This window comes from Kribbella sp. NPDC051952, from assembly GCF_040680855.1.
Taxonomy (GTDB): Bacteria; Actinomycetota; Actinomycetes; order Propionibacteriales; family Kribbellaceae; genus Kribbella.
Genome location: NZ_JBFAXQ010000004.1, coordinates 121010 through 145408, shown reverse-complemented (window position 1 = coordinate 145408; position 24399 = coordinate 121010). Strand labels below are relative to the sequence as shown.

Here is a 24399-nt window from a genome sequence, read left to right as displayed (position 1 = left end):
GCCGAGCTCAGTGCGAACGGCGCCAGGAGGTCCAGGTGCACTGCTCCGGACGAGCGTTCGCGGGACGGTGCGCCGCGAGTCGCCGGCCACTTGCCAGGTCGTATAGCAGCACGGTGCCGTTGGCGTCGTACAGGAGCACCCGGCGCCCGTCGGCGGTCACCTGGATGCCGTAGGAGGCCAGCTTCTCGGTCTTCATCGACCTGACTAGCTGTGGGTGTTTGGCCAACGCAGCCAGAAGATTTGCCCGCGACTCCGGCGACTCCTTCATACGAACGCCGGCCACGGCGAGCAGCACGGAGGTGTCGATGTCGGTCTGTACCACGGCCTTCGCTCCGGCCCGGCCCGCGTCGGCGGCCACGGCGGCCTGGTCAGCGGCGGCGGCCTGCCGGTCAGCTCGCCCGGCCTGCCCTGCGGCGAGCAACCCGGCAATCAATGCGCCGACCAGTAGGACCGCTGCCGTGCTCAGCGCGGCTCGTAGCCGCCTGTTCACCCGGATCTGCTGCCGGGCGCGCTCCTCGGCGGCGTGCAGCTCTGCGGCCGAGAGCCGTTCTCCTGCGGCGAGGAACTCGGATTCCGTTGCGGTGAGGACCGGCGCTGCGTCCTGTTGCCATTGCAGGGCCTTTGCGAGGCGAACACCTCGATACAACTCACTCTCCGGACGCCCAAGCGACTCCCACGAGTCGGCGACCTGGGTGAGGTGATGCAGGATCTGCTGGCCTTCCAGATCATCCTCGAGCCAACCGCGCAGGCGTGGCCATGCCCGCGCGAGCGCCTCATGAGCGAGTTCGACGACGCCGTCGTCGCTGGTGACGAGGCGCGAACTGATCAGCAGATCGATCAGCACGTCTGACTCGGGACCGGTCACCACGGTTCGTCTCGGCAGCCGGCTGCGGACCGGCTGGCCATCGGGGCCTGGTGTGACAAGGCGCAGCAGGAGGTCCCGCAACATCGGCTGTTGCTCGGGCGAGAGTCGCCCATGGATCTGCTCGGCAGACTGAGCCACAGCTCCTTGGATGCCGCCGGACGCGCGGTATCCCGCGACCGTCAGCGTGCGACCTTCCCGACGTTGCCAGGTCTCAGCCAAGGCGTGCGACATCAGCGGAAGAGCGCCTGGCTGGCCGGCGACATCAGCAACCAGGAGGTCCACCAGTCCGGGTTCCACGACCAGTGATGCGATCCGCGCAGGTTCGGTGATGGCTACCCGGAGGTCCGCCTCGGACATGGCGGTAAGCAGGTGCATGCCGTTCTCCACGGCATGGGCAAATCCGGGATGGGAGGAGATGTCGGCGAGCCGATCGGCGCGGAACGATAGGATCAGTGGCGCCGTCGCGGCGTGATCGGTCAACCGGGTCAGGAACGCCGCTCGCTCGGCCGCGTCCGGACACAGCGAGAAGACTTCCTCGCACTGGTCGACGACCAGAGTGGGCAGCAGGCCCTGGCCTGGTAGCGCGGCGGCGAGCGCTCGCACGGGGTGGAGCCCTGGTGTGATCGTCACGACCTGCCGGCGGTCGCTGCGGAGCGAAGCAGCGATGCCGGCCCGAATGAGCGAGGACTTGCCACAGCCGGACGGTCCGACGACCGCGAGGATCGAACGGTCGGCCAGCTTCCGCAACCCGGTGGCGACCTCGTCGTCCCGGCCGAAGAACAGCTCGGCGTCGTCGACGTCGTACGGCTTCAGTCCCTGGTACGGACAGACCGTGCTCGGTTCCGGCGGGGCGCTCGGAACGACCAGCGCCGGATCCTGGCGCAGGATCGCCTGCTCGAGCGCATCGATCTCCGGGCTCGGGTCGAGCCCGAGCTCGTTGTCGAGTACCACCCGCAGCCGCCGAAGTGTCTCCAGCGCCTCCCCCTGCCGGCCGGCCTGGTACTGCGCTGTCGCAAGCAGGGCCCATCGCCGCTCGCGGAGGGGTGCTTCCGCGGTGAGAGCCTGGGCCTTGCCCAGCACCCCCTCATGGCCACCGGACCGTAGCGAAGACTCGACGTACGACTCCTGCGCGAGCTGCCGTAGTTCGGTCAGCCGGGCGACCTCGATCCGGGCAACGTCCCAGTCCGCCACCTCGTCGAACGGTCTACCACGCCAGAGCGTCAGTACGTCGGACAGCACGACCGCAGCACGCTCTGCCTCGCCGGCCGCCAGCAACACACCTGCCCGGGCCACGGCATGCTCGAAGCGTTGGCTGTCGATCTGGTCAGGTGGAACGGTCAGCCGATAACCGTCCGTCGACGTCTCGATCGCATGGCTGCCGAGCAGCTTCCGTAGCCGGTACACGCAGCCTTGGATCACTTTGGCCGCTGAGGCGGGCGGTCGTTCTCCCCATAACGCGTCAGCCAGAGCCCCAGCGCTGACAACCTCTCCCGGATGCACTGCCAGTGCGGCCAGGACGACGCGGTCGCGTCGTGCGAGGTTCCTCCACTCCCCCTCGATGGTTAGTGGGCCGAGCACGGCGATACCCACTCCTCGACTCTCGACCCCCTGGGGACACCCGTCAAGGTCGTCGATACCGCGCTGATACCAGCAACCGCCGATCCGATACCGACAACCGGGACAACGAGACCACGACCTCGAGGCGCAACCGGACCACCGATCACGGAGATCCCGCCGGAAGAGGAGAGGACGCGATGACCAACGCCGTACGCACCACGAAACAGTCCATGACCATCCGGCTCGCCCGGCTGGCCGCCGGCGCCGCAGTCAGCGTCGCCTTCATCACCACCGCCACACCGGCGATGGCCCAACTGCTCCCCGAACCTCGTGGGGGATCCATCGAGCAAAGCCCCGATCGTCCGACCGCGCCAACACCGCCTGCATCTGCAGTCGACGTGAGCTCAGCCACGCTCGGCGCCCTGGGCGGCATCGCCCTGGGTGGCATAGGACTGGGGATCACACTCGGCGTGCAGCGCCGCCGAGACCGCTCAGCGGCGCATCCCGTCTGACCGCAAACGAGGTGCCGGGACCGTGCTGGGGGTCCCGGCAGGCGCTCTGAGGGTTGTTAACCTTCCTCCAGTACATTCGCTGGTCACCTGGTGTTCATGTCTGGGGGGACCGATGTTTTTGCTGCGCCGTGAGGCCCGTGAACGTATGACACCGATCGGTGCGCTGCACCAGGCCGTCATGCATTGGGGCGAGGCCGAGCGGACGAATTCACGGCTGGCGTTCCGTCGGTGGGTGGACGGAGTCGCGTATGTCGACGTGCAGGCGAAGACGTACGCCGAGTACTGGACCCGGCAGAACGAGAAGGCGCTAGCCGCGGACGGGCCACTGTGGGTGGTGCTTGGTGACTCGACCGCGCAGGGGTTAGGGGCGTCGTCGCCGCTGCATGGGTACGTCGGTCAGGTGCTCAACGCACTCCGGCGTACGGGCAGTCCGTGGCGGGTGCTCAACCTGTCGCGGTCCGGCGCTCAGACCAAGCACGTGCTGGCCGACCAGCTGCCACTGGTCGATGGGTTGCAGCCGGCGCTCGTGACCTGTGGGATCGGCAGCAACGACATCCTGGGTACGCCGCCCAAGCGTTTCCGCGACCACCTGCGTGAGGTGATCGACCGCCTGCCGTCCTCGTCCGTGATGATGGATCTCACCGTCCCCGACCGCTTCTGGCGCATCGGCGGCGTCGCGAGCCCTTACGTCGCGGGCATCAACCAACTCATCAACACCACAGCCAGCTCACGCGGTCTCCCGGTCGCCGAGGTCTCTCGCCACGCCCGTCCCCCGTGGCGCGGCATGCTGGCGCCCGACAACTTCCATCCCAACAACCTCGGGTACCGCCGCCACGCCGACGCCCTGCTCGCCGCCCTTCCGGCCGGCGTCCTCAGGCCTGCATAAGCCGCTCGAGCCGATCCATCGTCCTGGCGCTCTCCTGCCGCACTCGCAACGGAACGATCGCAGCCCGTCCCGGCACCCGGATCCCGCCGGTCAGCGCGGCCCGTGTGCCACCACCTGGCTCGGCGGCGACCGCCATACCGATGATCAGGAACCGGCTCTGCAACCAGCACCACCCGGGCCGCAGCTGACCGACAAGTCGCGCCCGTTGTCCTCGCTTGCCCCGGGCGAGTACGACGACCCGATCGCCGTCCCGCTCGAGCAACGTGGCCGACACCAGATCGGCCTGGATCGTCGCAAACACGTCCAGATCAGCGAGCGACTCCATCACCCGCTCGGGAGCAGCCGCGAGCACCCTTTCGGTGACGGCAGCGCCGGGGACGCCCGCCGCGAGGGCGCGAAAACGCTCGACCTCGGTCAGCTCGACTTCCGGCCAGTTGTTCATGACGACCACACCTTCCGGAAGCTTGCGCGGGCCCGGTGCAGCCGCGACTTCGCCGTACCTGTGGGCACTTCGAGCAGGGCCGCCGCGTCCCGCTCGTCCAACCCTTCGAGATCACGCAGCACGAGCAGCGCACGATGCTCGGGAGACAGCCTCGCCAAGGTGTCCCGTACGTCGACCGCCAGTTGCGGATCACCGCGAGCCGGCAGCTCGGCGAGGTCGGCGGCGACCTGCCGTTGGTCCTGTCGCGCCACCCGGATCGCCTCCCGGACCGCGATCGCCCGGACCCAACCGAACAGCGCGGCCGGCTCCTTCAACGTACGCAGCGATCTGAACACCGCGATCAGCGCTTCCTGGGTCGCGTCCGCGCCGTTGCCCAACGCGATCGGCGCACAGATCCGCCCGACGTACGGCGTGAGCTGGTCCAACAGGTCGTTCATCGCGAGCGTGTCACCGCCTTGGGCCGCGCGCACGAGACGCTCCGGGTCCTCGATCACGCCAGGAACTCTTCCAGCAACGGCGTGACCCGGCCGGCGCAGTCCAGGGTGAGCGCATGACCGCAGCCGGGCAACGTCCGTACCGTTGCGTGAGGCAACAAGTCGCCGAAGCGCTTCGCCTGCGTGACCGGAAGCACGCTGTCCTCCTCACCCCAGACGACCAGGACCGGTTGCCGCGTCGACGGCAGCGCCGCCTGGGTGACGCGCCAGTCGAGGCCGCGCTCCAGCGCGTACATCGCCCGGACGTTGTCACGATACGTCCCCGGCACCCACATCTGGTCGACCAGCGCCGGAGTCACCAGATCCTTGTGGACAAAGAGATCCCGGACCGCGGTCTGTACTGCGGTACGACTCGCACCGAGCTTCGCCAGCAGTTCACCGGCGAGTGGAAGCTTGAGGACCTCCCAGCTCGCCGGGTCCGGCTCGGCCAGACCGGAAGGAGCGAGCAGGAGCAGCTTGGACACCCGCTCGGGATGCCGCTGCGCGTAGGCGAGTCCCCAGCCGCCGCTCCAGGAGTTCCCACCCAGTACGACGTGTTGCAGGTTCAGCTGGTCCAGGAACTCCCCCAGCGCTCCGGTCATCGCGTCCAGATCAAAGGCAAAACCCATGCCGTGCAGCCGGGTCTCCCCTTGACCGGGGAGATCCACGACGTACACGGCATGGGTTTTGGACAAGGCCTCGAGCTCAGGCTGCCAGGCGGACGCGGGTGCGGCGCCGGGCGACAGGAGCACTACGGGTGCGCCGGTGCCGCGTTGCAGGTAGTGGAACCGCGCAACCGGCGTATCGACGTACCGGGAGTCCTTTGACGGCTCCGGATTCGGCTGGGCTGTCGGCTGGTAGCCGTAGGCCAGCAAGCTGACCAGTACTACGCCGATGACGGGTAGTGGAATGACCAGTCGCTTGAGCCACTTGGCCTGGAGCAGTCTGACGTCCATCGCCAGGAGTGCCACACAGGCGGGGGTGTAGAGGAACAGGTTGAGCCAGAAGAACGCAGTACCGGTGGCGGTGAAGGCCCACACCAGGCCGAGAGTGGCCCGGGCTGCCAGGCCTGCGGCGAGGCCGGCTACTACGATTCTGGCGAGTGCGGACCGGTCAGACCGGAGCACCGCTAATGCCAGCAGTAGATGCAGCGCTGCGAGTGGCAGCACCACGTGGGGAGCGAAGGACGCTTCCCCGCCGAGGACCGCTCGGGAGAGTGATCGCTCGTCGGACGCGGGCCAGGTTGCACCCGTCGCCCAGTAGATGTGCACCGCCGCAAGCAGGATGTGCGCGCCCGCGGCGAGCCTTCGAGACCCCATCCCGACCCCTCCTCAGATGTGTTGAACATCCGGGAAGAGGAGTCGTGCTGCCGAAACGTTCCCTGCGTGACGCAGGTCTCAGGCTTCGGAAGCCCGGGGGCCGTCGGCCAGCAGCAGGTAGAGGGAGCGGCGGGCCTCGGTGAGGATCTTGGCGGCTGCTGTGCGCTGGTCCTCGGAGCCGGTGCGGGCAACCTGCCGAGTGGCTGAGTGCAGCTCCTCGATCAGGCCGCGGAGGTCGTTGGCGGGTTCGGCTGTCGCGTAGCCGGCAAAGGGATCGGTCGCGGTTTCGCGACGTCCGTCGACGTACTCACGGCCGGAATCGGTCAGGGTGACGAGCTTGCGGCCGGCTTCCGCGGTCACGGTGACCAGGCCCTCGTCCTCCAGTTGGTTGATGGTCGGGTAGATCGCGCCGGGGCTGGGGGTCCAGCGTCCGCCGCTGCGGTCGGCGATGGCCTGCATCAACTGGTAGCCGTGCATCGGCTCCTCGGCGAGCAGCATCAGGACGGCCGTTCGGACATCGCCGCGCGGAGCCCGTCCACGGCCTGAGCCGCGTCCCGGACCACGACCACCGCGACCACGTCGGTCGCCGTGCATCGGCATGCCTTCTCCCATCCGCGGTCCACCGCGGCGGGGGTGATGGTGACCGCGTCGGCGGCCTTCTCGTTCGTTGGGGGTGTTCATAATATCCTCCTCGATATTGTTCATGACACTAACGATATATCGTTACCGTCTCTAACGCAAGCCTCGCGCAAAAGCTTCCGTCTGCCCCTGGGGCAGGGTGTTCACTGACATCCATGAACGGCTCACACGACACCGACGGCGAGCTGACGATCAGCGAGTTCGGCCGCCGGTCCAGCCTCTCGCACAAGGCGCTCCGCCTGTATGACGTCTCCGGGCTGCTCCCCCCGGCCCGGGTCGACCCGGTCAACGGATACCGCCAGTACTCCGTCGGCCAACTGGAGCGCGCCCGCCGGATCAGCGTGCTGCGGCAACTCGACATGCCGTTGACCAAGATCGCCGAGGTACTCGCGGGTTCCGACGAGGAAGCGCTGATCCGGCTGGACCGGTGGTGGACCGCGCAGGAGGCGACGACCGCGGCACGACGGGCGACGTTGGAGTACCTGCGCGATCGGCTCTCGCGGTCCGGAACCCCTGGCCTGACCCCGCGTCCGGTGCAGCTCCGCGACGTACCGGAGACGAAGATCGCGGCGATCCGGACCGATACCGATCAGCAGTCGCTGGTCGGGGTGATCGTGTCGTCGACGTACGAGATCCGCGCGCACCTGATCGCCGCGGGGGCGACCCAGACCGGCGAATCGTGGGTGATCTTCCACGGCGCCGTGACACCGGAGGCCGAGGCGACCGTCGAGGTGTGCATGCCGTTCACCGGGCTGGTCGATCCGTCCGGGTCCATCGCGATCCGGGTCGAACCGGCCCATCGCGAGGCGTACTGCCGGATCACGATGGACGAGTGCTCGTTCCCGCGGATCATGCTCGCGTACGACCTGGTCTACGACTGGATCCGCGCGCACGGACTACCCGACAGCGGCCCACCGCGCGAGGTCTACCCGCCCGACTGCCACCTGGGCCCACGCGACCAGCCGGCCGTCGACATCGCCGTACCCATTCTTGAGAGGAACGCCTGATGGATTACACAGTTCAGACCCGGTACAGCGATCCCGGCGTCCACGCCGGCCTGTACGACGCGCTGCCGCACGACATCCCCGCGATCGGCGCGGTGGTCCGCAACCTGCTGATCCACTACCGCGGTGGAGGTATCGAGTTCACCGGCGACCGGCTGGCCGAGATCGACCATCGGTGGGTGTCCGCGATGCTCGAGACCGACCAGAAGCGCAACGGTACGGCGCTCGCCGTACGACGTGAGCCGGTCGACCACGTGGTCGGCTGCTGCCGCGACTACACGCTGATGTTCGTCTCGATGCTGCGCCACCAGGGGATCCCGGCCCGCAGCCGGATCGGGTTCGGGGACTACTTCGCCGAGGGGTACAACCACGATCACGTGGTCGCGGAGTACTGGAACGGCGATCGCTGGGTGATGTTCGACGCACAGATCGATCCGGCCGAGGACCGCCCGTTCGACGTCCAGGACATGCCCCGCGGCCCGTTCCGCTCGGCGGCCGAGGTCTGGCTCGGCGTCCGGGCCGGCGCGCTCGACGCGGAGGTGTTCGGCATCGGTCCCGACTCACCGATCGGTGGCGAGTGGTTCATCCGCAACTACGTCCACCTCCAGCTCGCGCACCTGAACGGCGACGAGCTTCTGCTGTGGGACAACTGGGGCGAGATGTCGGACCCCGACCTGACCGGCGCCGACCTCGACCTCACCGACCGCATCGCCGGGTTGATGGATGCCTCCGACAACGGAGACGAGACCGCGACCAAGGAAGCCGCCGAGGTGTACCGCACCAATCCCGCCCTCACCTTCACCGGACGCTCCTTCGTCACCTCCCCCGCCAGCGACGGCAACTTCACCTGGGTGGACCTCACCTGATTGCCAGGGTGAGTGCGATTGGCGTCCCTGGTGATGTCAAAGCCGGCTGGTTCGCTCCGACCTTCTCGTGACAGCGATCACGACGCATGAGAACAGGAGTATCACCATGTCACTCGCCCGCGTTCACAACTTCTCCATCTCGCTCGACGGCTTCGGCACGGGTGAAGGACAGAGCAAAGACCTTCATTTCGGTCACGCCGGGGACAGGCTCCATCAATGGCTGTTCGCCACTCGGTGGTGGCAGCAGACCGGCGGTACGAACGGCGTCGACGACGCTTTCGCCCACGAGCACACGTCCTCGATCGGCGCGGAGATCATGGGCGCAGGGAAGTTCGGCCATCCCGGGTGGCACGAGGATCCCGACTGGAAGGGTGCCTGGGGTCCCAACCCGCCGTTCCACACTCCGGTCTTCGTTCTCACCCATCAGTCGCGCCCGTCGATCGAGATGGAGGGCGGTACGACGTTCCACTTCATCGACGCCTCGCCCGCAGAGGCGCTCGAGACTGCCCGCGCCGCGGCCGGCGGCCGGGACGTGCGCATCGGTGGCGGTCCGACCGTGATCCGTGACTTCCTGGCTGCTGGGCTGATCGACCACCTGCACACGGTGGTGGTCCCGATCCTGCTCGGCCGTGGGATACGCCTGTGGGACGGGCTCGAGGGCATCGAGCAGAACTACGCGATCGAGTCGGTCTCCTCGCCGAGTGGGGTCATTCATGTGACCTTCACCCGTACGGGTGCCTGATCGTCAGAACCCGAGCGGCCACGGCGCGTAGACACTCACACGGACCACACGGGGATCGAACCAGTACCACATGTTCGAGCAGCCCTTCGCGTACTCGTTGCGTGCTTGGAGCAAGTTCGGCCTGGTCAACCGCTCACGCCGTACGCGAAGGACCGTCACCACCTGACGAACCGGCCAGGAGTCCTGTGTGTACGTCGCCGCGTAGTCCTCGGGTCCGGCGATGACGAAGTCCGGCGTGCCAAAGGCCTTTGCTATGTACTGAAATGTGCCTGGGGCGAGCACGTCACCGTTGTTCGGACCACGACTGTCGCCGGGCAGGTTCTGCCGGTTGGGCCCGCTGTTCGTCTCCTGGGCGCTGCCTGACTCGTAGGCGCAGGCGAACGTCACCTGCGCCTGCCCGGCCAACGGCGGAAAGGATTTGTCCGGCGTCGTCAGGTGCTTCAGCCCGGTCAACTGTTGCTCCGCGCCAGCCGGCGCAGGCGTCCGGGTCGGCGGCACCACGGTGTACTCCGGTGTCGGCGGCGGTCGGTACGACGGCGTCTGCGGAGTCGGCGCTCCGGTCCGGCCTCCTACCACCGATGCGACGAGCGTTGGCTTTCCGCCGGTCGGCGCGGCTTCGGTGCCGCAACCGGCGACGAGCAGTGCGAGTGCTGCGATCCCCCAGGACATGCGCATGGGACAACTATGGACTGCTTTGCTACTTCGGCTGGGGTAGATGGAGTGTCTCCGCCGGGCCGACGCGCGAGGGGGTGTCGTTCGCTCAGGATCGTAGGTAGTTGATCCGAGTGGATGGAGAGCGAGATGAGTAGCGCAGTACTGGACGCAACGGCGGCGAGGAAGCCGTGGCGGCTCGGCGGGAAGACCCGGAAGGCAGTACTCGTGCTGCACATCGCGTCGGTCGGCTCGTGGCTGGGGATCGATGTGGTGATGGCGGTACTGACGTTCACCGCGATCGGCACCGACAACGCGAGCACGAAAGCCTTGTGCTTCCGGGTGCTGGAACTCGTCACGATCTGGCCGATGACGATCTCCGGGCTGACCTGCCTGGTGACTGGCGTGCTGCTGGCCTACGGCAGCAAGTACGGCCTGCTCAAGTACTGGTGGGTCGTGGTGAAACTGACGATCAACCTGCTGCTGAGCACACTCGTCCTGATAGCCCTCCGCCCCGGTGTAGCAGAGCTGGCCAACCGCGGCGAATCCGCCGACCTGAACGTACCCCTGGGCGACATGATCTTCCCACCGATCGTCTCCCCGACCCTGCTGATGGTCGCGGTGGTCCTATCGGTCTTCAAGCCCTGGGGCCCACTACGCAAACGCAACCGCCCATCATGAACACGAACCCACGACCCGACCGGTGTGGTTGCGCCGGGCAACCACCCTCCCACCCCCAGGTCACCCCGCACGCCGTTCACCAATCCCGCGACGCCGAAACGACGAGACGATCGCCCACACGCAACAGCACACGGCCGCCGGACAACAGACCCCATCGGCTGTCCCATCCCCACAACCACAACCACAGCCCACTCACCCCACCACGCGACCCCTCGAGCCCCACCCCACAACCTACTCACCCCACCACGCGACCCCTCACGTCCTCATCCCCGCAACCACAGCCCGCTCACCCCACCACGTGAGGGCGTGAGGCGAACCACACCAGCCCGGGACCACGTGCCCTCTCGCGCGTCCTCATCCCCCGCAACCACAGCCCGCTCACCCCACCACGTGAGAGCGTGAGGCGAACCACACCAGCCCGGGACCAGGTGCCTCTCGCGCGTCCTCAGCCCCCGCAACCACAGCCCGCTCACTCACCGCGTGAGGGCGGTACCACGAGGCGGTCGATCGCGTGCGGCAGCGCGCACACGCGGGCGATAGCCCGCAGACCTCGGGCGGGTGGGAGCGACCGCGCAGCACGCGACGTAGGAGCGCGCGTGGCGGTTGCGTGAGGCGCGAACCACAGCAGGTGAAAAGTACGACCCCGCCTGGTGAGGCAGGCGGGGTCGTTACTAGCGGGTGGGGTTAGAACTCTGAACCGGCCGGGAGGTCCGGGGGCGTCGGAGCGTCGGGGCCGGCTGCCAGGCCTAGTTCGGCCGGGCTGGCGAGGCCCTTGTGGTTGGGGATTACGCGGACGGTGTAGCCGAACGGACCGGTGCGGTCGAGCTTCAGTTCGCCCTCGAACCGGTGCCGGTTACCGTCATACGTCTCGGCCAACGACAACGACGCGCGCACCGGATCGGTGATCTCGTCGTTCGTGTCGACCCGCCCGTGCAAAACCTCCACGCAGATATCAGCCGGCGTCAGATCACCAATAGCCGCAAACGCGCGGATCCCGACCGTAGTCCCAAGCTGCGGCACATCGCCAAGCCCTTGCAGCTCCACGTGGTCGACCCGGATCTCCGGCCAGGCAGCCCGGACCTTCTTCTTCCACGCGGCCAGTTCGCGAGCACCGTCGTACGTCGCGTTCAACGACCGCGACGACTTCGCGGCCGGGACGTACAGCTGCTCGACGTAGTCGCGGACCATCCGGGTGGCGAGCACCTTCGGGCCGAGTTCCTTGATCGTGTGCCGCAGCATCTCGATCCAGCGAGTAGGCGTCTGCCCCTGCTCCGCGTCGTAGAACCGCGGCGCGACCTGCTTCTCGATGAGGTCGTACAGCGCGTGCGCCTCGAGGTCGTCACGCCGGTCGGTGTCCTCGATGCCCTCGGCGGACGGGATCGCCCAGCCGAACTCGTCGTCGTACCACTCGTCCCACCAGCCGTCGCGGATCGACAGGTTCAGGGCGCCGTTGAGAGCGGCCTTCATGCCCGACGTACCGCACGCCTCGTACGGACGCAGCGGGTTGTTCAGCCAGACGTCGCAGCCCGGGTACATCGGCTGCGCGAGCGCGATGTCGTAGTCGGGCACGAACACGATCCGGTGCCGGACCTCGGGGTCGTCGGCGAAGCGGACCATCTCCTGGATCAGCTTCTTGCCACCCTCGTCGTGCGGGTGGGCCTTGCCGGCGATCACGATCTGGACCGGCCGCTGCGGGTGCAGCAGCAGCGCCTTCAGCCGGGCCGGGTCGCGCAGCATCAGCGTGAGCCGCTTGTACGACGGAACCCGCCGCGCGAAGCCCATGGTCAGGACGTCCGGGTCGAGGATCGAGTCGACCCAGCCGAGCTCGGCCTCGCTGGCACCGCGGTTCAGCCAGGACTGCCGGACCCGCGACCGGGTGTCGTCGATGAACCGCTGCCGCAGGACCCGCTTGGTCTCCCAGATCTGCGCGTCGGTGGTCTTGTCCAGGTTCTCGAAGACGGAGTCGCCCTCGGCCGAGTAGTTCGCGTACGTCAGCTCGTGGATCTCACGCGGCACCCACGTCGGAGCGTGTACGCCGTTGGTGATCGAGGTGATCGGTACGTCGACAGCGTCGAAGCTCGGCCACAGCCCGGCGAACATGCCGCGGCTGACCACACCGTGCAGCTTGGACACGCCGTTGGCACGCTGTGCCAGCCGCAGGCCCATGATCGCCATGTTGAACAGCGCGGGGTCGCCGCCCTCGAAGTCCTCGGCACCGAGCTCGAGGATCCGGTCGATCGGGACACCCTGGCCGAACGCCTCGGGCGAGAAGTGCTGCTGGATCAGCTCGACCGGGAACCGGTCGATACCGGCCGGGACCGGTGTGTGGGTGGTGAACACGGTGCCGCCGCGGGCGACCTCGAGCGCGGTGTCGAAGTCCAGCTTCTGGTCGACCGCGAGCTCGCGGATCCGCTCGATCCCGAGGAAGCCGGCGTGGCCCTCGTTGGTGTGGAACACCTCGGGCGCCGGGTGACCGGTGATCCGGCAGTAGGCCCGGACCGCGCGTACGCCGCCGACGCCGAGCAGGAGCTCCTGGAGCAGCCGGTGCTCGGTGGAACCGCCGTACAACCGGTCGGTCACCTCGCGCTCGGCCGGCTCGTTCTCCTCCATGTCGGAGTCGAGCATCAGCAGCGGCACGCGACCGACCTGGGCCACCCAGATCTGCGCGCGCAGCTGGCGGTCACCGGGCAGGGTCAGGGTCACGGTCGCCGGGGCGTCACCATCCCGGAGCAAGCTGATCGGCAGCCCGTCCGGATCCACCAGGGGGTAACGCTCCTGCTGCCAGCCCTCGCGGTTCAGCGACTGCGCGAAGTAGCCGTGGCGGTAGAGCAGTCCGACACCGATCAGCGGTACGGCGAGGTCACTCGCCGCCTTCAGGTGGTCACCGGCCAGGATGCCCAGACCACCCGAGTACTGCGGGAGGACGTGGGTGATCCCGAACTCCGGGGAGAAGTACGCCACCGAACTGATCGGCGTACCGGCTTCGGTCTGGAACCACCGGTCGTCGGTCACGTAACCGTTCAGGTCGGCTACGGCCAGCTCGAGCCGGCGCAGGAAGGCGTGGTCGTTGGCCAGCTCATCGAGCCGGGCCGCCGGTACCTCGCCGAGCAGTTTGACCGGGTCGCCGCCGGTGCTCCGCCACAGCTGCGGATCGACTGCCTCGAAGACATCCTGCGTCTCCGGGTGCCAGGCCCAGCGGAGGTTGTTCACCAGGGTGCCGAGTCCGGTCAACGGCTCGGGCAGGACAGGGCGGACGGAGAATCGTCGTATCGCTCGCACCGGGACACCGTACCGGCCCCGGGGTCGCGGGACACCCTCGGGATGCATCGATCTTGCAACGCGAGCAAGTTTTTGCAGACACTTTTCCAGGTACTGGTTACCTGGGTTCCATGCTGTGGACCGAACCGTGACGTGTGCATGCCACGAGTTGGCAGCGGGAACCGATAACGTCAGTGCTGTAGTTCTCTGGCCGGCCCCGCAACTCGGGCAGCACAACCCTTAGAGGGGAAGGTTCGTTTACGCCATGACTGGGCGCATCCCGATCACCGACGTCACTCCGACCGTCGACGCCGGAGCGTATCCGGCCAAGGCGTCGGTCGGTGAGACGTTCACCATCGCGGCCACGGTCTTCCGGGAGGGCCATGACGCGGTGAACGCGAACGTCGTGCTGACCTCGCCGTCCGGTCAGACCAGACGGATGCTGATGGCACCGGTCGGGCAGGGCACCGACCGCTGGACCGTCGACGTCACCCTGCAGGAGCAGGGCGCGTGGACGTTCGCGGTCGAGGGCTGGAGCGACCCGTACGGGACGTGGCGGCACAACGCCGAGATCAAGATCCCGGCCGGCCTCGACGTCGACCTGATGTTCGCCGAGGGCGCCGCGTTCTTCGATCGTGCGGCCGCCGGCGTGCCCCCCGCCGTACGCGCTGATCGCGCCACGCTCGGCGACGCCGCACATGCGCTCGCGAATGGCGCCCTGCCGCCGGAGGCCCGGCTGGCCGCGGGAATCTCGCCACAGGTGCGGTCCGCGCTCGGGCGGTATCCGGTCCGTGAGCTGATCACCTCGTCCGAGACGTATCCGGTGTGGGTCGATCGCGAGCGTGCGCTGTACGGCAGCTGGTACGAGTTCTTCCCGCGGTCCGAGGGAGCGACGTACGACGAAGCCACCGGCGAGTGGACCTCCGGGAACTTCAAGACCGCGGCCCGCCGGCTCGAGGCCGTCGCGAAGATGGGCTTCGACATCCTGTACGTGCCGCCGATCCACCCGGTCGGGCACTCGTTCCGGAAGGGCCCGAACAACACGCTCGACCCGAAGCCCGGCGACCCGGGTTCGCCGTGGGCGATCGGCTCGGCCGAGGGCGGTCACGACGCGATCCACCCGGAGCTCGGCACCTTCGAGGACTTCGACAACTTCGTCGCCCGGGCCCGCGAGGTCGGCCTCGAGGTCGCCATCGACCTGGCCCTGCAGGCGTCGCCGGACCACCCGTGGGTGAGCGAGCACCCGAAGTGGTTCAACGTCCGCGCCGACGGTTCGATCGCGTACGCCGAGAACCCGCCGAAGAAGTACCAGGACATCTACCCGATCAACTTCGACAACGATCCCGAAGGCATCTACGCCGAGGTGCTGCGGATCGTGCGGCTGTGGATCTCCCACGGCGTCACGGTGTTCCGGGTCGACAACCCACACACGAAGCCGGTCAACTTCTGGGAGTACCTGCTCGGCGAGATCCGCAAGACCGACCCGGACGTGGTCTTCCTGTCCGAGGCGTTCACCCGGCGGCCGATGATGCAGGAGCTGGCCAAGGTCGGGTTCCACCAGTCGTACACGTACTTCACCTGGCGCAACGAGAAGTGGGAGCTGGAGGAGTACCTGCAGGAGCTGACCGAGGAGACCGGGCACTTCCTGCGCCCGAACTTCTTCGTGAACACGCCTGACATCCTCACCGCCTACCTGCAGTACGGCGGTCCTGGTGCGTTCAAGATCCGGGCCGCGATCGCGTCGACGGCCTCCCCGAGTTGGGGTGTGTACGCCGGCTTCGAGCTGTTCGAGCACGTGGCCCTGCGGCCGGGTTCCGAGGAGTACCTGGACACGGAGAAGTTCCAGCTCCGTCCGCGGGACTGGGATGCCGCCGCGGCCGAGGGTCGCACGTTGGCGCCGTACCTGACGCTGCTGAACACGATCCGCCGCCGCCACCCCGCCTTGCAGCAGCTGCGCAACCTCAGCCTGCACACGGTCGAGGACGAGGCGATCATGTGCTACTCCAAGCGCACGACCTCACCCGACGGCCACAGCGACACCGTGATCATCGTCGTGAACACCGACCCGCACTCGGTCCGCGAGTCGATGGTCCACCTGGACATGGCCGCCCTCGGCATGCGCCCGGAGGACACCTTCACCGTCTACGACGAAATCACCGGCGCAACGTGGCGCTGGGGCCAACAGAACTACATCCGACTGGACCCCAACGGCGAACCGGCCCACGTCCTCGCCGTCCGCCGCGGCCAGGCCTAGAGCGGACAGGCCTAGCGCGGACAGGCCTAGAGCGGAACAGTCTCCGGGTACTTGAGACCCGCGCCGGTGTTCAGGGCAACGACTTGCTCATCGGCGCGGATCCACCCGGACTCCCGCAGCTGCCGGATGGCGGCGAAATTGGCGGCACCCTCGGGACAGATGAACGAGCCCTCCAGCCGGGCGACCAGGTGTTGCTCGGTCAGGATGTCCTCGTCGTCGACGGCGACCGCGCATCCGTCGGTCTCCGCGATCGCCTGCAGTACAAGGAAATCGCCCAGTGCCTTGGGCACCGTGATGCCGAAGGCAACTGTCTGGGCGTTCGGCCAGGGCTCGCTCTCCGGCAAACCCTTCTCCCACGCCCGCACGATCGGCGCGCAGCCAGTCGACTGTACGGCGACCAGTCGCGGCAGCGGACCCTCGATCCAGCCGAGCTCGCGCAACTCGACGAGCGCCTTCCAGATCCCGATGATCCCGACGCCGCCGCCGGTGGGATAGACGATCACATCCGGCAGCTGCCAGCCGAGCTGCTCGGCGATCTCGAGCCCCATCGTCTTCTTGCCCTCGATCCGGTACGGCTCCTTCAGCGTCGACGCATCGAAGTAGCCCTTCTGCTCCCGGACGTACGCCGCCGCATCACCGATCAACCCGTCGATCAGCACCAACTCCGCGCCGACAACCGTCACCTCGCGCCGGCAGATCTCGGGCGCCGCGATCGGCATCGCGATCAACGCCTCCATCCCCGCGCGAGCGGCGTACGCGGCCCAGGCCGACCCGGCGTTCCCGTTCGTCGGCATCGCGATCTTCCGTACGCCGACTTCGTACGCGCGGGACACGCCGACCGCGGCACCCCGGGCCTTGAACGAGCCGGTCGGGATCAGCCCCTCGTCCTTCATCAACAACCGCTCGACCCCGATCTCACGCCCGTACCGCGGCAACGGCAGCAGCGGCGTCATCCCCTCCCCCAGCGTCACCACGTTGTCGGCGGACCGCACCGGCAGCAGTTCGTGGTACCGCCACAGGTCGGGCGGCCGGGTGGCCAGCTCGTCCTTGGTCAGCGTCACCGCGCCGACGTCGTACCTGGCCAGCAGCGGTGAACCGCAGGGACAGAGGCCGATGACCTGGTCGGCGTCGTGGACGGATCCACAACGAGGGCATTCGAGATGACTCAGCGCGGAGAACGTCACAGCTGCAGAAACTACCCCGCGCGCAGATTCGTGATCGACGGGCGTTGGTGATCGGTGAGACGGAACCCGGTCCCGCGGACCGCGTCGATGGTGACCGTGGTGCCGAGTTCGTCGAGTTTGCGGCGCAGGCGCTTGACCACCGAGTGCACGTCCGCGGTGCCGCGCAGGCCCCGGTTCCGCCAGACGGTCTGGTGCAGGGCGTCGTACGTCCAGACCCGGACCGGCGCCGACATGAGCCGGCTGAGCAGGTCGTGTTCGAGCTCGGTGAGCTGGATCTCGCGGCCGCGCCACCGGGCGACCGAGCGGACCCGGTCGATCGTCAGTACGTCGGCATCCGGCTCGTCACCCGTCGCCCGGACCGCGGTGGCCTCGAGCTCGTCGGGCTCAGGCGGTTCGGGGTGTTCGGGAGCCGCGGGTGGGGGCTGCTCGGCGGGCACGAGCAGCTTGCGCAGTTCGTCGAGATTGGTGACCAGGAGCAGCGGGGCGACGCCGTCGACGAGCTCGGCGAGGCGGACGCGCTGCTCGGCCGAAGCCGCGACCGCGATCAGCAGCGGGAACGGTTCCGGACCGGACGTGGTCAGATCGACGTCCGCCGGGGCGGGGACACGGGCGGTGACCATCCGGTCACGATGTCAACCTCTGCCCTTGATCGTCAACGGACTGCCACTGTTTGACTACTTTGCTTCGATCGGTGCGACCGCTAGTCACATCTTGCTCACCAAGTGTGCTTGTTACCACGTTGTTCTGACACATAGGGTCCTCGTCAGGCTCGCGGTGTCACAGGCCGCGAGTCGGGGGGCACGGAGCGTTCGCCCAACCGGTCCAACCGCCCAACGCGAACCCCCATGCACCTCTGCACCGATGACTCGGGGGAGTCGACTCGGGGTCTGTCAAGTGAGGGGCTGCAGAGATGTCACATCAACCACGAAGGGGACTCGCCAGATCCATGGTGGGTGCCCTGGCGACGGTGGCCGTTCTGGCCACCGGGCTGGCCGCGGCCGGCCAGGCGCAGGCGTCGCCACCCACCAAACCCGCCGCCGAACCGGCGAGCAAGATCAAGCCGGAGCTGGCGGCACAGCTGGAAGGCAAGGACGCCAAGGCAGCGACGGACTACTGGGTCCGGCTCGCGCCGAAGGCCGACCTGACCGCCGCCAGCAGGATCACCGACTGGAACGAGCGCGGCACCGCCGTCGCCGCGGCGCTGAAGAAGACCGCCGCCGACAGCCAGGCGAAGGTCCGCGCCGAACTGGACGCCCAACACGTGAAGTACCAGTCCTTCTGGGGTACGAACGCGATCCGCATCGAGAGCGGTTCGCTCGCACTCGCCCAGAGCCTGGCCACCCACATCGAGGTCGAGGGCCTGTACGCCCCGGTCGCGATCGAGGTACCGAAGGTCACCCAGGGCACGGCCGAGCACGAGGTGAACGCGGTCGAGTGGGGTATCGCCAACATCAAGGCCGACCAGGTGTGGTCGCAGTACGGCGACAAGGGTGAGGGCATCGTCGTCGCCAGCATCGACACCGGTGTGCAGTACGACCACCCGGCCCTGGTCAAGCAGTACCGGGGCAACAACGGTGACGGCACCTTCGACCACAACTACAACTGGTTCGACGCGGCCGGCACCTCGCCGAACGCACCGTCCGACGGCAACGGCCACGGCACCCACACGATGGGCACGATGGTCGGCGACGACGGCGCGGGCAACCAGGTCGGGGTCGCACCCGGGGTCAAGTGGATCGCCGCGAACGGCTGCTGCCCGAGCGACGCCGCGCTGATCAACTCCGGTCAGTGGATGCTCGAGCCGACCAACCTCGCCGGGCAGAACCCGGACGCCAGCAAGCGGCCGAACATCATCAACAACTCGTGGGGCTCGACGCTGCCGTCGAACGACCCGTTCATGGAGGACATCACCCTGGCCTGGACCGCGTCCGGGATCTTCGGTGCGTTCGCCAACGGCAACAGTGGTGAGGGCGGCTGCAACACCTCCGGTTCGCCGGGCAGCCTGACCAGCAACTACTCGGCCGGTGCCTACGACATCAACAACACCATCGCGTCGTTCTCCGGCCGTGGTGTCGGTCAGAACGGCACGATCAAGCCGAACATCTCGGCCCCGGGCGTCAACGTCCGGTCCAGTCTACCGGGCAACACCTACGGCGCCTTCAACGGTACGTCGATGGCCACACCACACCTCGCGGCTGCGATCGCGCTGCTGTGGTCGGCGTCGCCGTCGCTGAAGGGTGACGTGGCTGCCACCCGTGCCCTGCTGAACACCACCGCGGTCGACGCGCCGAACAGCCAGTGCGGCGGCACCCCGGAGAACAACAATGTGTTCGGCCAGGGCCGGCTGGACGCGCTGGCGCTGCTGAACGCCGCGCCGATCGGTGACACCGGCACCCTGTCCGGCACGGTCACCGCCTCCACCGGTGGCCCGATCGCCGGTGCCAGCGTGACGGTGAAGGCCGCAGGTCAGCCCGACAAGGTTCTGACCACCAGCAGCACCGGTGCGTACTCATCGGTCCTGCCGGCCGGTAGCTACGACCTGACGGTCGAGTCGTTCGGGTACACCACCCAGACGGCGACTGTTGCCATCACCACCGGTCAGACCACCACCAAGGACTTCGCCTTGGTGAGCAAGCCGACGGTCAACGTCGGCGGCACCATCACGGACGGCTCCGGTCACGGCTGGCCGCTGTACGCGAAGGTGAGCGTCGAGGGTCCGGGCGGTGTGTTCGACTACACCACGCCCAGCAACGGCCGCTTCAGCCTGAAGGTGCCCTCGGGTGGTGCGTACTCGCTCAAGGTCGAGTCGCAGTACCCGGGCTACCAGACTGTCAGCCAGCCGATCACGGTCGGCAGCGGCAACCTGACCAAGAACATCGCGGTTCCGGTTCTCGCCGACTCCTGCACCACCGCGCCGGGCTACAAATACGGCTCGGACGGCGTCTACGAGACCTTCGACTCCGGTGCCGCACCGAGCGGCTGGACCGTGGTCGACAACAAGGGCAACGGCCAGGTCTGGAAGTTCGACGACCCGGGTGCCCGGGGCAACCTGACCGGTGCCGGTGGCAAGTTCGCGGTCATCGACAGCGACGACTACGGCAGCGGCGGCGCGCAGGACAGCTCGCTGGTCAGCCCGGTCGTGGACCTGAGCGCGGTCACCGCTCCGGTGATCCGGTTCAACCAGGACCTCAACTGGCTCGGTGGCGAGAAGGCCGATGTCGACCTGTCGATCGACGGCGGCACCACCTGGTCCAACGTCGCGGCCCAGGCCGCGGACCTTCGTGGGGTCAAGGAGATCGCGATCCCGCAGGCGGCCGGCAAGTCCGCCGTACAGGTCCGGTTCCACTACTACGACGCGTCGTTCGAATGGTGGTGGGAGGTCGACAGCGTGCTGATCGGCAGCCAGATCACCTGTGAGCCGACCGGCGGCGGCCTCGTCGTCGGCAACGTCAAGGACGCCAACACGGGCGGTTTCCTGAACGGCGCGGTCGTCACCCGTGACGGCAGCACCGAGTCCGGCACCACCGTGGCGACGCCCGAGGACACCGGTCTGAACGACGGCTTCTACTGGCTGTACTCGTCCGCCGACGGCGACCAGGGCTTCACCGCCAAGGCCGGCAACTACGTCAGCGCGAGCCAGACCGTCAATGTCGAGGCGGACTGGACCACCACCGCCGACTTCACGCTGCAGGCCGGCCGGCTGAGCGTCACGCCGGGCAGTGTCAGCGGCAACCTGAAGCTGCCGACCGGCACGGTGACCAAGTCGTTCACCGTCAAGAACACCGGCGGCGCGAACGTCGACGTCAAGTTCGGCGAGAAGGACGGTGGCTTCGTCCTGCAGAACGCGAACGGCTCCACGACCACCAAGTCGCAGGTACTCAACGGCGTCGGTGCGCCGCTGCAGCGGCTGGCCGTGCAGACCTCGTTCGCGAAGGTGCTGTCGGGCAAGGCGCCCGGTACGCCGGCCGCCGCGAAGCCGCTCGCGGCTCCGTGGACCGACATCGCCGACTACCCCGCGACCGTGATGGACAACCGGGTGGTCAGCCTCGACGGCAAGACCTACTCGATTGCCGGTGGCAACGGTAGTGCGTCGAGCGCGAACAGCTACGTGTACGACCCGGCGTCGCTGGCCTGGACGCCGATCGCCCCGCTGCCGGGTGCTCGCAACGCCATCACCGTCGGCGTCGTGGGTGGCAAGATCATCGCCAGCTCCGGCTGGGGTGACTCCGGTCCGGACGCGGCGACCTGGTCCTACGACCCGGCTGCCAACGCCTGGACCGCGGTGGCGAACAACCCGGCGCCGCGGGCCGCGGCCGGTCAGGCTGTCGCGGACGGCAAGCTGTACGCCGTCGGTGGCTGCACGACGGCGGGCTGCACGCCGATGAGCAACACGGTGGTCCGGTACGACCCGGGCACCAACGCCTGGGAGACGCTGGCGAACTACCCGCAGTCGGTCGCGTTCGCGTCCTGCGGTGCCATCGACGGCAAGGTGTACTGCGCCGGTGGTAACGACGGTGTGAACTCGCTGAAGTCGGCCTACGTCTACGACCCGGGAGCAGACTCCTGGACCGCGGTCGCCGACGCTCCGGCCGACCACTGGGCGGCGTCGTACGCCGTTGCCGGTGGCAAGCTGCTCGTGGTCGGCGGGGTCCAGGCCGGTGCCGTCACCAACGCCGGGTTCTCGTACGACCCGTCGTCGGACAGCTGGACCGCACTGCCGAACGCCAACCTGCCGCGGTACCGCGGTGGCGCGGCCTGCGGCTTCTACAAGGTGGGTGGTTCGTCCGGTGGCTTCACCGCCACGGCGGACAGCGAGGCCCTGCCGGGTCTCGAGGACTGCTCCGAGTCCTCGGCGGACGTGAGCTGGATGTCGCTCGACAAGACCGAGGCCACGCTGGCCCCGGGACAGTCGACGACGGTCAAGGTCACGCTCACCGCGAACGTCGACCAGCCCGGTGTGTACAGCGGGGCGGTCACGATCGGCGAGAACACCCCCTACACGGTCGCACCGGTCGGCGTGACGATGACTGTCACCCCGCCGAGCACGTGGAGCAAGCTGCAGGGCACCGTCACGAGCGTCAGCTCGACCGGCGTCACCGCACCGCTCCCGGGCGCGATCGTCGAGGTGGACTCGTGGGCGCAGTCGTACACCTTCATCACCGACAAGGACGGCAAGTACGCCTACTGGCTGGACCGTCGCAACAACCCGCTCACCTTGATCGCCGCGAAGGACGGCTACAAGCCCCAGACCCGCAGCACCAAACTGGTAGCCGGCTCCCCGGTCACCGAGAACTTCGCCTTGAAGTCCATCAAGTAGTTCGTTGAGTGACGAGCCGGCCCTCACCCCTCGGGGTGGGGGCCGGTTCGCAGTACATCGGCCACGACCAGCCCGTCGGAGAGCGCGGCAGGATCGTGGGTCCGGATGTAGTCGACGCCTTGGGCGGCCGCATGCAACTCCGCCGCCAGGGTCGCCGGTCCGATGTCCGCGACTCTGGTGCCGGTGATCGCGCGCAGGAACGACTTCCGTGACGGCGAGACGAGCACCGGCAACTCGTACCGGGCCTTCAGTCTCGCGATCTCACGCAGCACGATCAGGGACGGTTCCGGCGTACTCCCGAGGAAGTAGCCCAGGCCGGGGTCGAGGATCAGGCGGTCGCGGGTGATACCTGCCTTCTCGAGTGCCTCGATCCGCTCGTCGAAAAAGTCCTCGATGCGGGACCAGATCCCCTGCGCGTCTGTCCGCACCTTCGTCGCCGGTCCACGCCGCTGCACCGAGTGCATCACCACCAGCTGACAGTCGAGCGCCGCCAATTCGTCGTACCGGCGTGGATCCGGGAAGCCCTGGATGTCGTTCAGGTACGACGCTCCGCGCGCGGCCGCGTACCGATGCGTCTCCGGGTGATAGGAGTCCACACCCCAGAGGATCTCGTGCAACCCGTCGATCACCCGGGCCAGCCGTTCGATCTCCTCCCCCGGCGACACCTTCTCCGCTTCCGGATGACTCGACGCCGGCCCGAGCTCCACCAGGTCGGCGCCCGCGTCGACCAACTCGTGCGCGTGCGCGATCGCGTCACCGGCAGCCAGGTATCTGCCCCCGTCCGAGAACGAATCCCTGGTGATATTGACGATTCCCACCAACCGCGGACGGTTCATGCCGGGCCTCCCGGGTAGATCCAGAAGCCCAGGCGCACGGCACACGTCATCCAGACGAGACCGCTCCCCGGTGGTAACCCACCTCACGCGCCAGTCACGGTCCAGTCCGCACCTTATCCCTGGGCAGGGGCGGGGACAGGTGCATGTTTGGGGTGTGGATTGGAACTTTGCCTCACCGCTTGCTGGCCGAGTTGGGCCGGATGCAACAGCTCCCACAGCGGCGAAGGCGACGCTCCGGTTCCCCAGATGCCTTAAGTGGTGGGGAGGAGGTGGAAACCTACGCCTCGGACGGCGTGGATGGTGACGGTGGCGCCCAGGTTGGAGAGTTTTTGGCGGAGGCGTTTGACGACCGAGTGGATGTGGGAGCCGTGGCCGAGGTGCTCGTTGCCCCAGACGGCGTGGTGCAGACGCTGGTAGGTCCAGACGCGGCCGGGCTCTTCCACCAGGCAGTGCAGGAAGTCGTGTTCGAGCCGGGTCAGTGATACTTCGCGGTCCTTCCAGCGGACCACCCGGCGATCGACGTCCAGGTACAGCTCCACCGCCGGTTCGGGCACAGCCTTGATCTGAGCAGGCTGCTCACTAGTAGGCAGCACGGCCGGCGCCAAGACAGCCGGGCTGATCGCCGGCGCCACTCCGGTGAGCTCAAGGAACGCGCGGGCCTGATCGGCACTCGACACCAGCAGGAGTGCCTCGGCACCACCCAGCAGCCGCGCCAAGTGGACGCGTTCGGCCGTGGACGTGGCCACGCCGATGACCAATGACGAATCCGACGACCTCTCCATGGCGAGCCCCTCCCAATCCGACGCCCGAGCCAGCCATAAGTACGGTTTACGGCGCGAACTAAGTCAAGGGATTCCCCGCACCCCGGGCTGGCACATATGCGACCTGTCCGAGAACGGACAAGGGCCGACCG

At 67.9% G+C, this 24399-nt stretch carries 19 protein-coding genes and 1 riboswitch; of the genes, 8 read left to right on the top strand and 11 right to left on the bottom strand.

The genetic code is table 11. The annotated features are described in order from the left end of the window. Positions 1-7: 7 nt before the first annotated feature. Positions 8-2443, bottom strand: a complete 2436-nt coding sequence (locus AB0L70_RS09995; protein ID WP_363682672.1) for a BTAD domain-containing putative transcriptional regulator — start codon at positions 2441-2443, stop codon at positions 8-10. A gap of 176 nt (positions 2444-2619) precedes the next feature. On the opposite strand from AB0L70_RS09995, the gene AB0L70_RS09990 reads away from it, so the two are divergent. Next, entirely contained in the window at positions 2620-2934 is a 315-nt protein-coding gene (locus AB0L70_RS09990) for a hypothetical protein (protein ID WP_363682100.1), read from the top strand. A gap of 145 nt (positions 2935-3079) precedes the next feature. Continuing rightward, positions 3080-3820, top strand: a complete 741-nt coding sequence (locus tag AB0L70_RS09985; RefSeq protein WP_363682098.1) for an SGNH/GDSL hydrolase family protein — start codon at positions 3080-3082, stop codon at positions 3818-3820. Here the strand turns inward: AB0L70_RS09985 and AB0L70_RS09980 are convergent. The 4 genes from AB0L70_RS09980 to AB0L70_RS09965 all read right to left on the bottom strand — a co-directional run bounded on the left by AB0L70_RS09980 (position 3807) and on the right by AB0L70_RS09965 (position 6759). Then, entirely contained in the window at positions 3807-4262 is a 456-nt protein-coding gene (locus AB0L70_RS09980; protein WP_363682096.1) for a hypothetical protein, read from the bottom strand. The genes AB0L70_RS09985 and AB0L70_RS09980 overlap by 14 nt on opposite strands. Then, positions 4259-4756 carry an RNA polymerase sigma factor gene (locus tag AB0L70_RS09975; protein WP_363682094.1) on the bottom strand — a complete coding sequence of 166 codons (498 nt, stop codon included), beginning with the start codon at positions 4754-4756 and terminating at the stop codon, positions 4259-4261. Before AB0L70_RS09975 ends, AB0L70_RS09980 begins: the two co-directional genes overlap by 4 nt. Next, positions 4753-6054: an alpha/beta fold hydrolase gene (locus AB0L70_RS09970; RefSeq protein ID WP_363682092.1), complete on the bottom strand. Its 1302-nt coding sequence runs from the start codon at positions 6052-6054 to the stop codon at positions 4753-4755. The genes AB0L70_RS09975 and AB0L70_RS09970 overlap by 4 nt, the downstream gene beginning before the upstream one ends. 78 nt (positions 6055-6132) lie before the next feature. After that, a complete protein-coding gene (locus AB0L70_RS09965; RefSeq protein WP_363682089.1) occupies positions 6133-6759 on the bottom strand; it encodes a PadR family transcriptional regulator in 627 nt (208 codons plus the stop codon). Between the two features lie 89 nt (positions 6760-6848). Between AB0L70_RS09965 and AB0L70_RS09960 the strand changes: the two genes are divergently transcribed. From AB0L70_RS09960 to AB0L70_RS09950, 3 genes are all read left to right on the top strand, one after another. Continuing rightward, on the top strand, positions 6849-7700 hold the full coding sequence (locus AB0L70_RS09960; protein WP_363682087.1) for a MerR family transcriptional regulator: 852 nt from the start codon (positions 6849-6851) through the stop codon (positions 7698-7700). Beyond that, a complete protein-coding gene (locus tag AB0L70_RS09955; protein ID WP_363682085.1) occupies positions 7700-8563 on the top strand; it encodes a transglutaminase-like domain-containing protein in 864 nt (287 codons plus the stop codon). Before AB0L70_RS09960 ends, AB0L70_RS09955 begins: the two co-directional genes overlap by 1 nt. Before the next feature lie 106 nt (positions 8564-8669). Continuing rightward, a complete protein-coding gene (locus tag AB0L70_RS09950) occupies positions 8670-9305 on the top strand; it encodes a dihydrofolate reductase family protein (protein ID WP_363682083.1) in 636 nt (211 codons plus the stop codon). Positions 9306-9308: 3 nt separating this feature from the next. Here AB0L70_RS09950 and AB0L70_RS09945 read toward each other — a convergent pair whose 3' ends face one another. After that, positions 9309-9980: a hypothetical protein gene (locus AB0L70_RS09945; RefSeq protein ID WP_363682081.1), complete on the bottom strand. Its 672-nt coding sequence runs from the start codon at positions 9978-9980 to the stop codon at positions 9309-9311. Between the two features lie 126 nt (positions 9981-10106). On the opposite strand from AB0L70_RS09945, the gene AB0L70_RS09940 reads away from it, so the two are divergent. Beyond that, positions 10107-10637, top strand: a complete 531-nt coding sequence (locus tag AB0L70_RS09940; RefSeq protein ID WP_363682079.1) for a hypothetical protein — start codon at positions 10107-10109, stop codon at positions 10635-10637. A gap of 684 nt (positions 10638-11321) precedes the next feature. Here AB0L70_RS09940 and glgP read toward each other — a convergent pair. Continuing rightward, positions 11322-13916 (bottom strand): alpha-glucan family phosphorylase, encoded by a 2595-nt coding sequence (gene glgP / locus AB0L70_RS09935; RefSeq protein WP_363682077.1) that lies wholly within the window; start codon positions 13914-13916, stop codon positions 11322-11324. 244 nt (positions 13917-14160) lie between these two features. On the opposite strand from glgP, the gene AB0L70_RS09930 reads away from it, so the two are divergent. Beyond that, positions 14161-16149: an alpha-1,4-glucan--maltose-1-phosphate maltosyltransferase gene (locus tag AB0L70_RS09930; protein ID WP_363682075.1), complete on the top strand. Its 1989-nt coding sequence runs from the start codon at positions 14161-14163 to the stop codon at positions 16147-16149. Positions 16150-16175: 26 nt separating this feature from the next. Here the strand turns inward: AB0L70_RS09930 and AB0L70_RS09925 are convergent, their stop codons facing one another. Together AB0L70_RS09925 and AB0L70_RS09920 are read right to left on the bottom strand one after the other, a co-directional pair. Next, on the bottom strand, positions 16176-17333 hold the full coding sequence (locus AB0L70_RS09925; protein ID WP_363682073.1) for a threonine synthase: 1158 nt from the start codon (positions 17331-17333) through the stop codon (positions 16176-16178). Positions 17334-17344: 11 nt separating this feature from the next. Beyond that, positions 17345-17953: a winged helix-turn-helix domain-containing protein gene (locus AB0L70_RS09920; RefSeq protein WP_363682071.1), complete on the bottom strand. Its 609-nt coding sequence runs from the start codon at positions 17951-17953 to the stop codon at positions 17345-17347. Positions 17954-18279: 326 nt separating this feature from the next. Between AB0L70_RS09920 and AB0L70_RS09915 the strand changes: the two genes are divergently transcribed. Next, positions 18280-22650 carry a S8 family serine peptidase gene (locus AB0L70_RS09915; RefSeq protein WP_363682069.1) on the top strand — a complete coding sequence of 1457 codons (4371 nt, stop codon included), beginning with the start codon at positions 18280-18282 and terminating at the stop codon, positions 22648-22650. 23 nt (positions 22651-22673) lie between these two features. Here the strand turns inward: AB0L70_RS09915 and folP are convergent, their stop codons facing one another. Beyond that, positions 22674-23486, bottom strand: coding sequence for a dihydropteroate synthase (folP, locus tag AB0L70_RS09910; protein WP_363682067.1), 813 nt, complete (start codon positions 23484-23486; stop codon positions 22674-22676). Between the two features lie 19 nt (positions 23487-23505). Further along, positions 23506-23594, bottom strand: a riboswitch (ZMP/ZTP riboswitch). A gap of 143 nt (positions 23595-23737) precedes the next feature. Then, positions 23738-24268 (bottom strand): winged helix-turn-helix domain-containing protein, encoded by a 531-nt coding sequence (locus AB0L70_RS09905; protein ID WP_363682065.1) that lies wholly within the window; start codon positions 24266-24268, stop codon positions 23738-23740. Positions 24269-24399 lie beyond the last annotated feature (131 nt).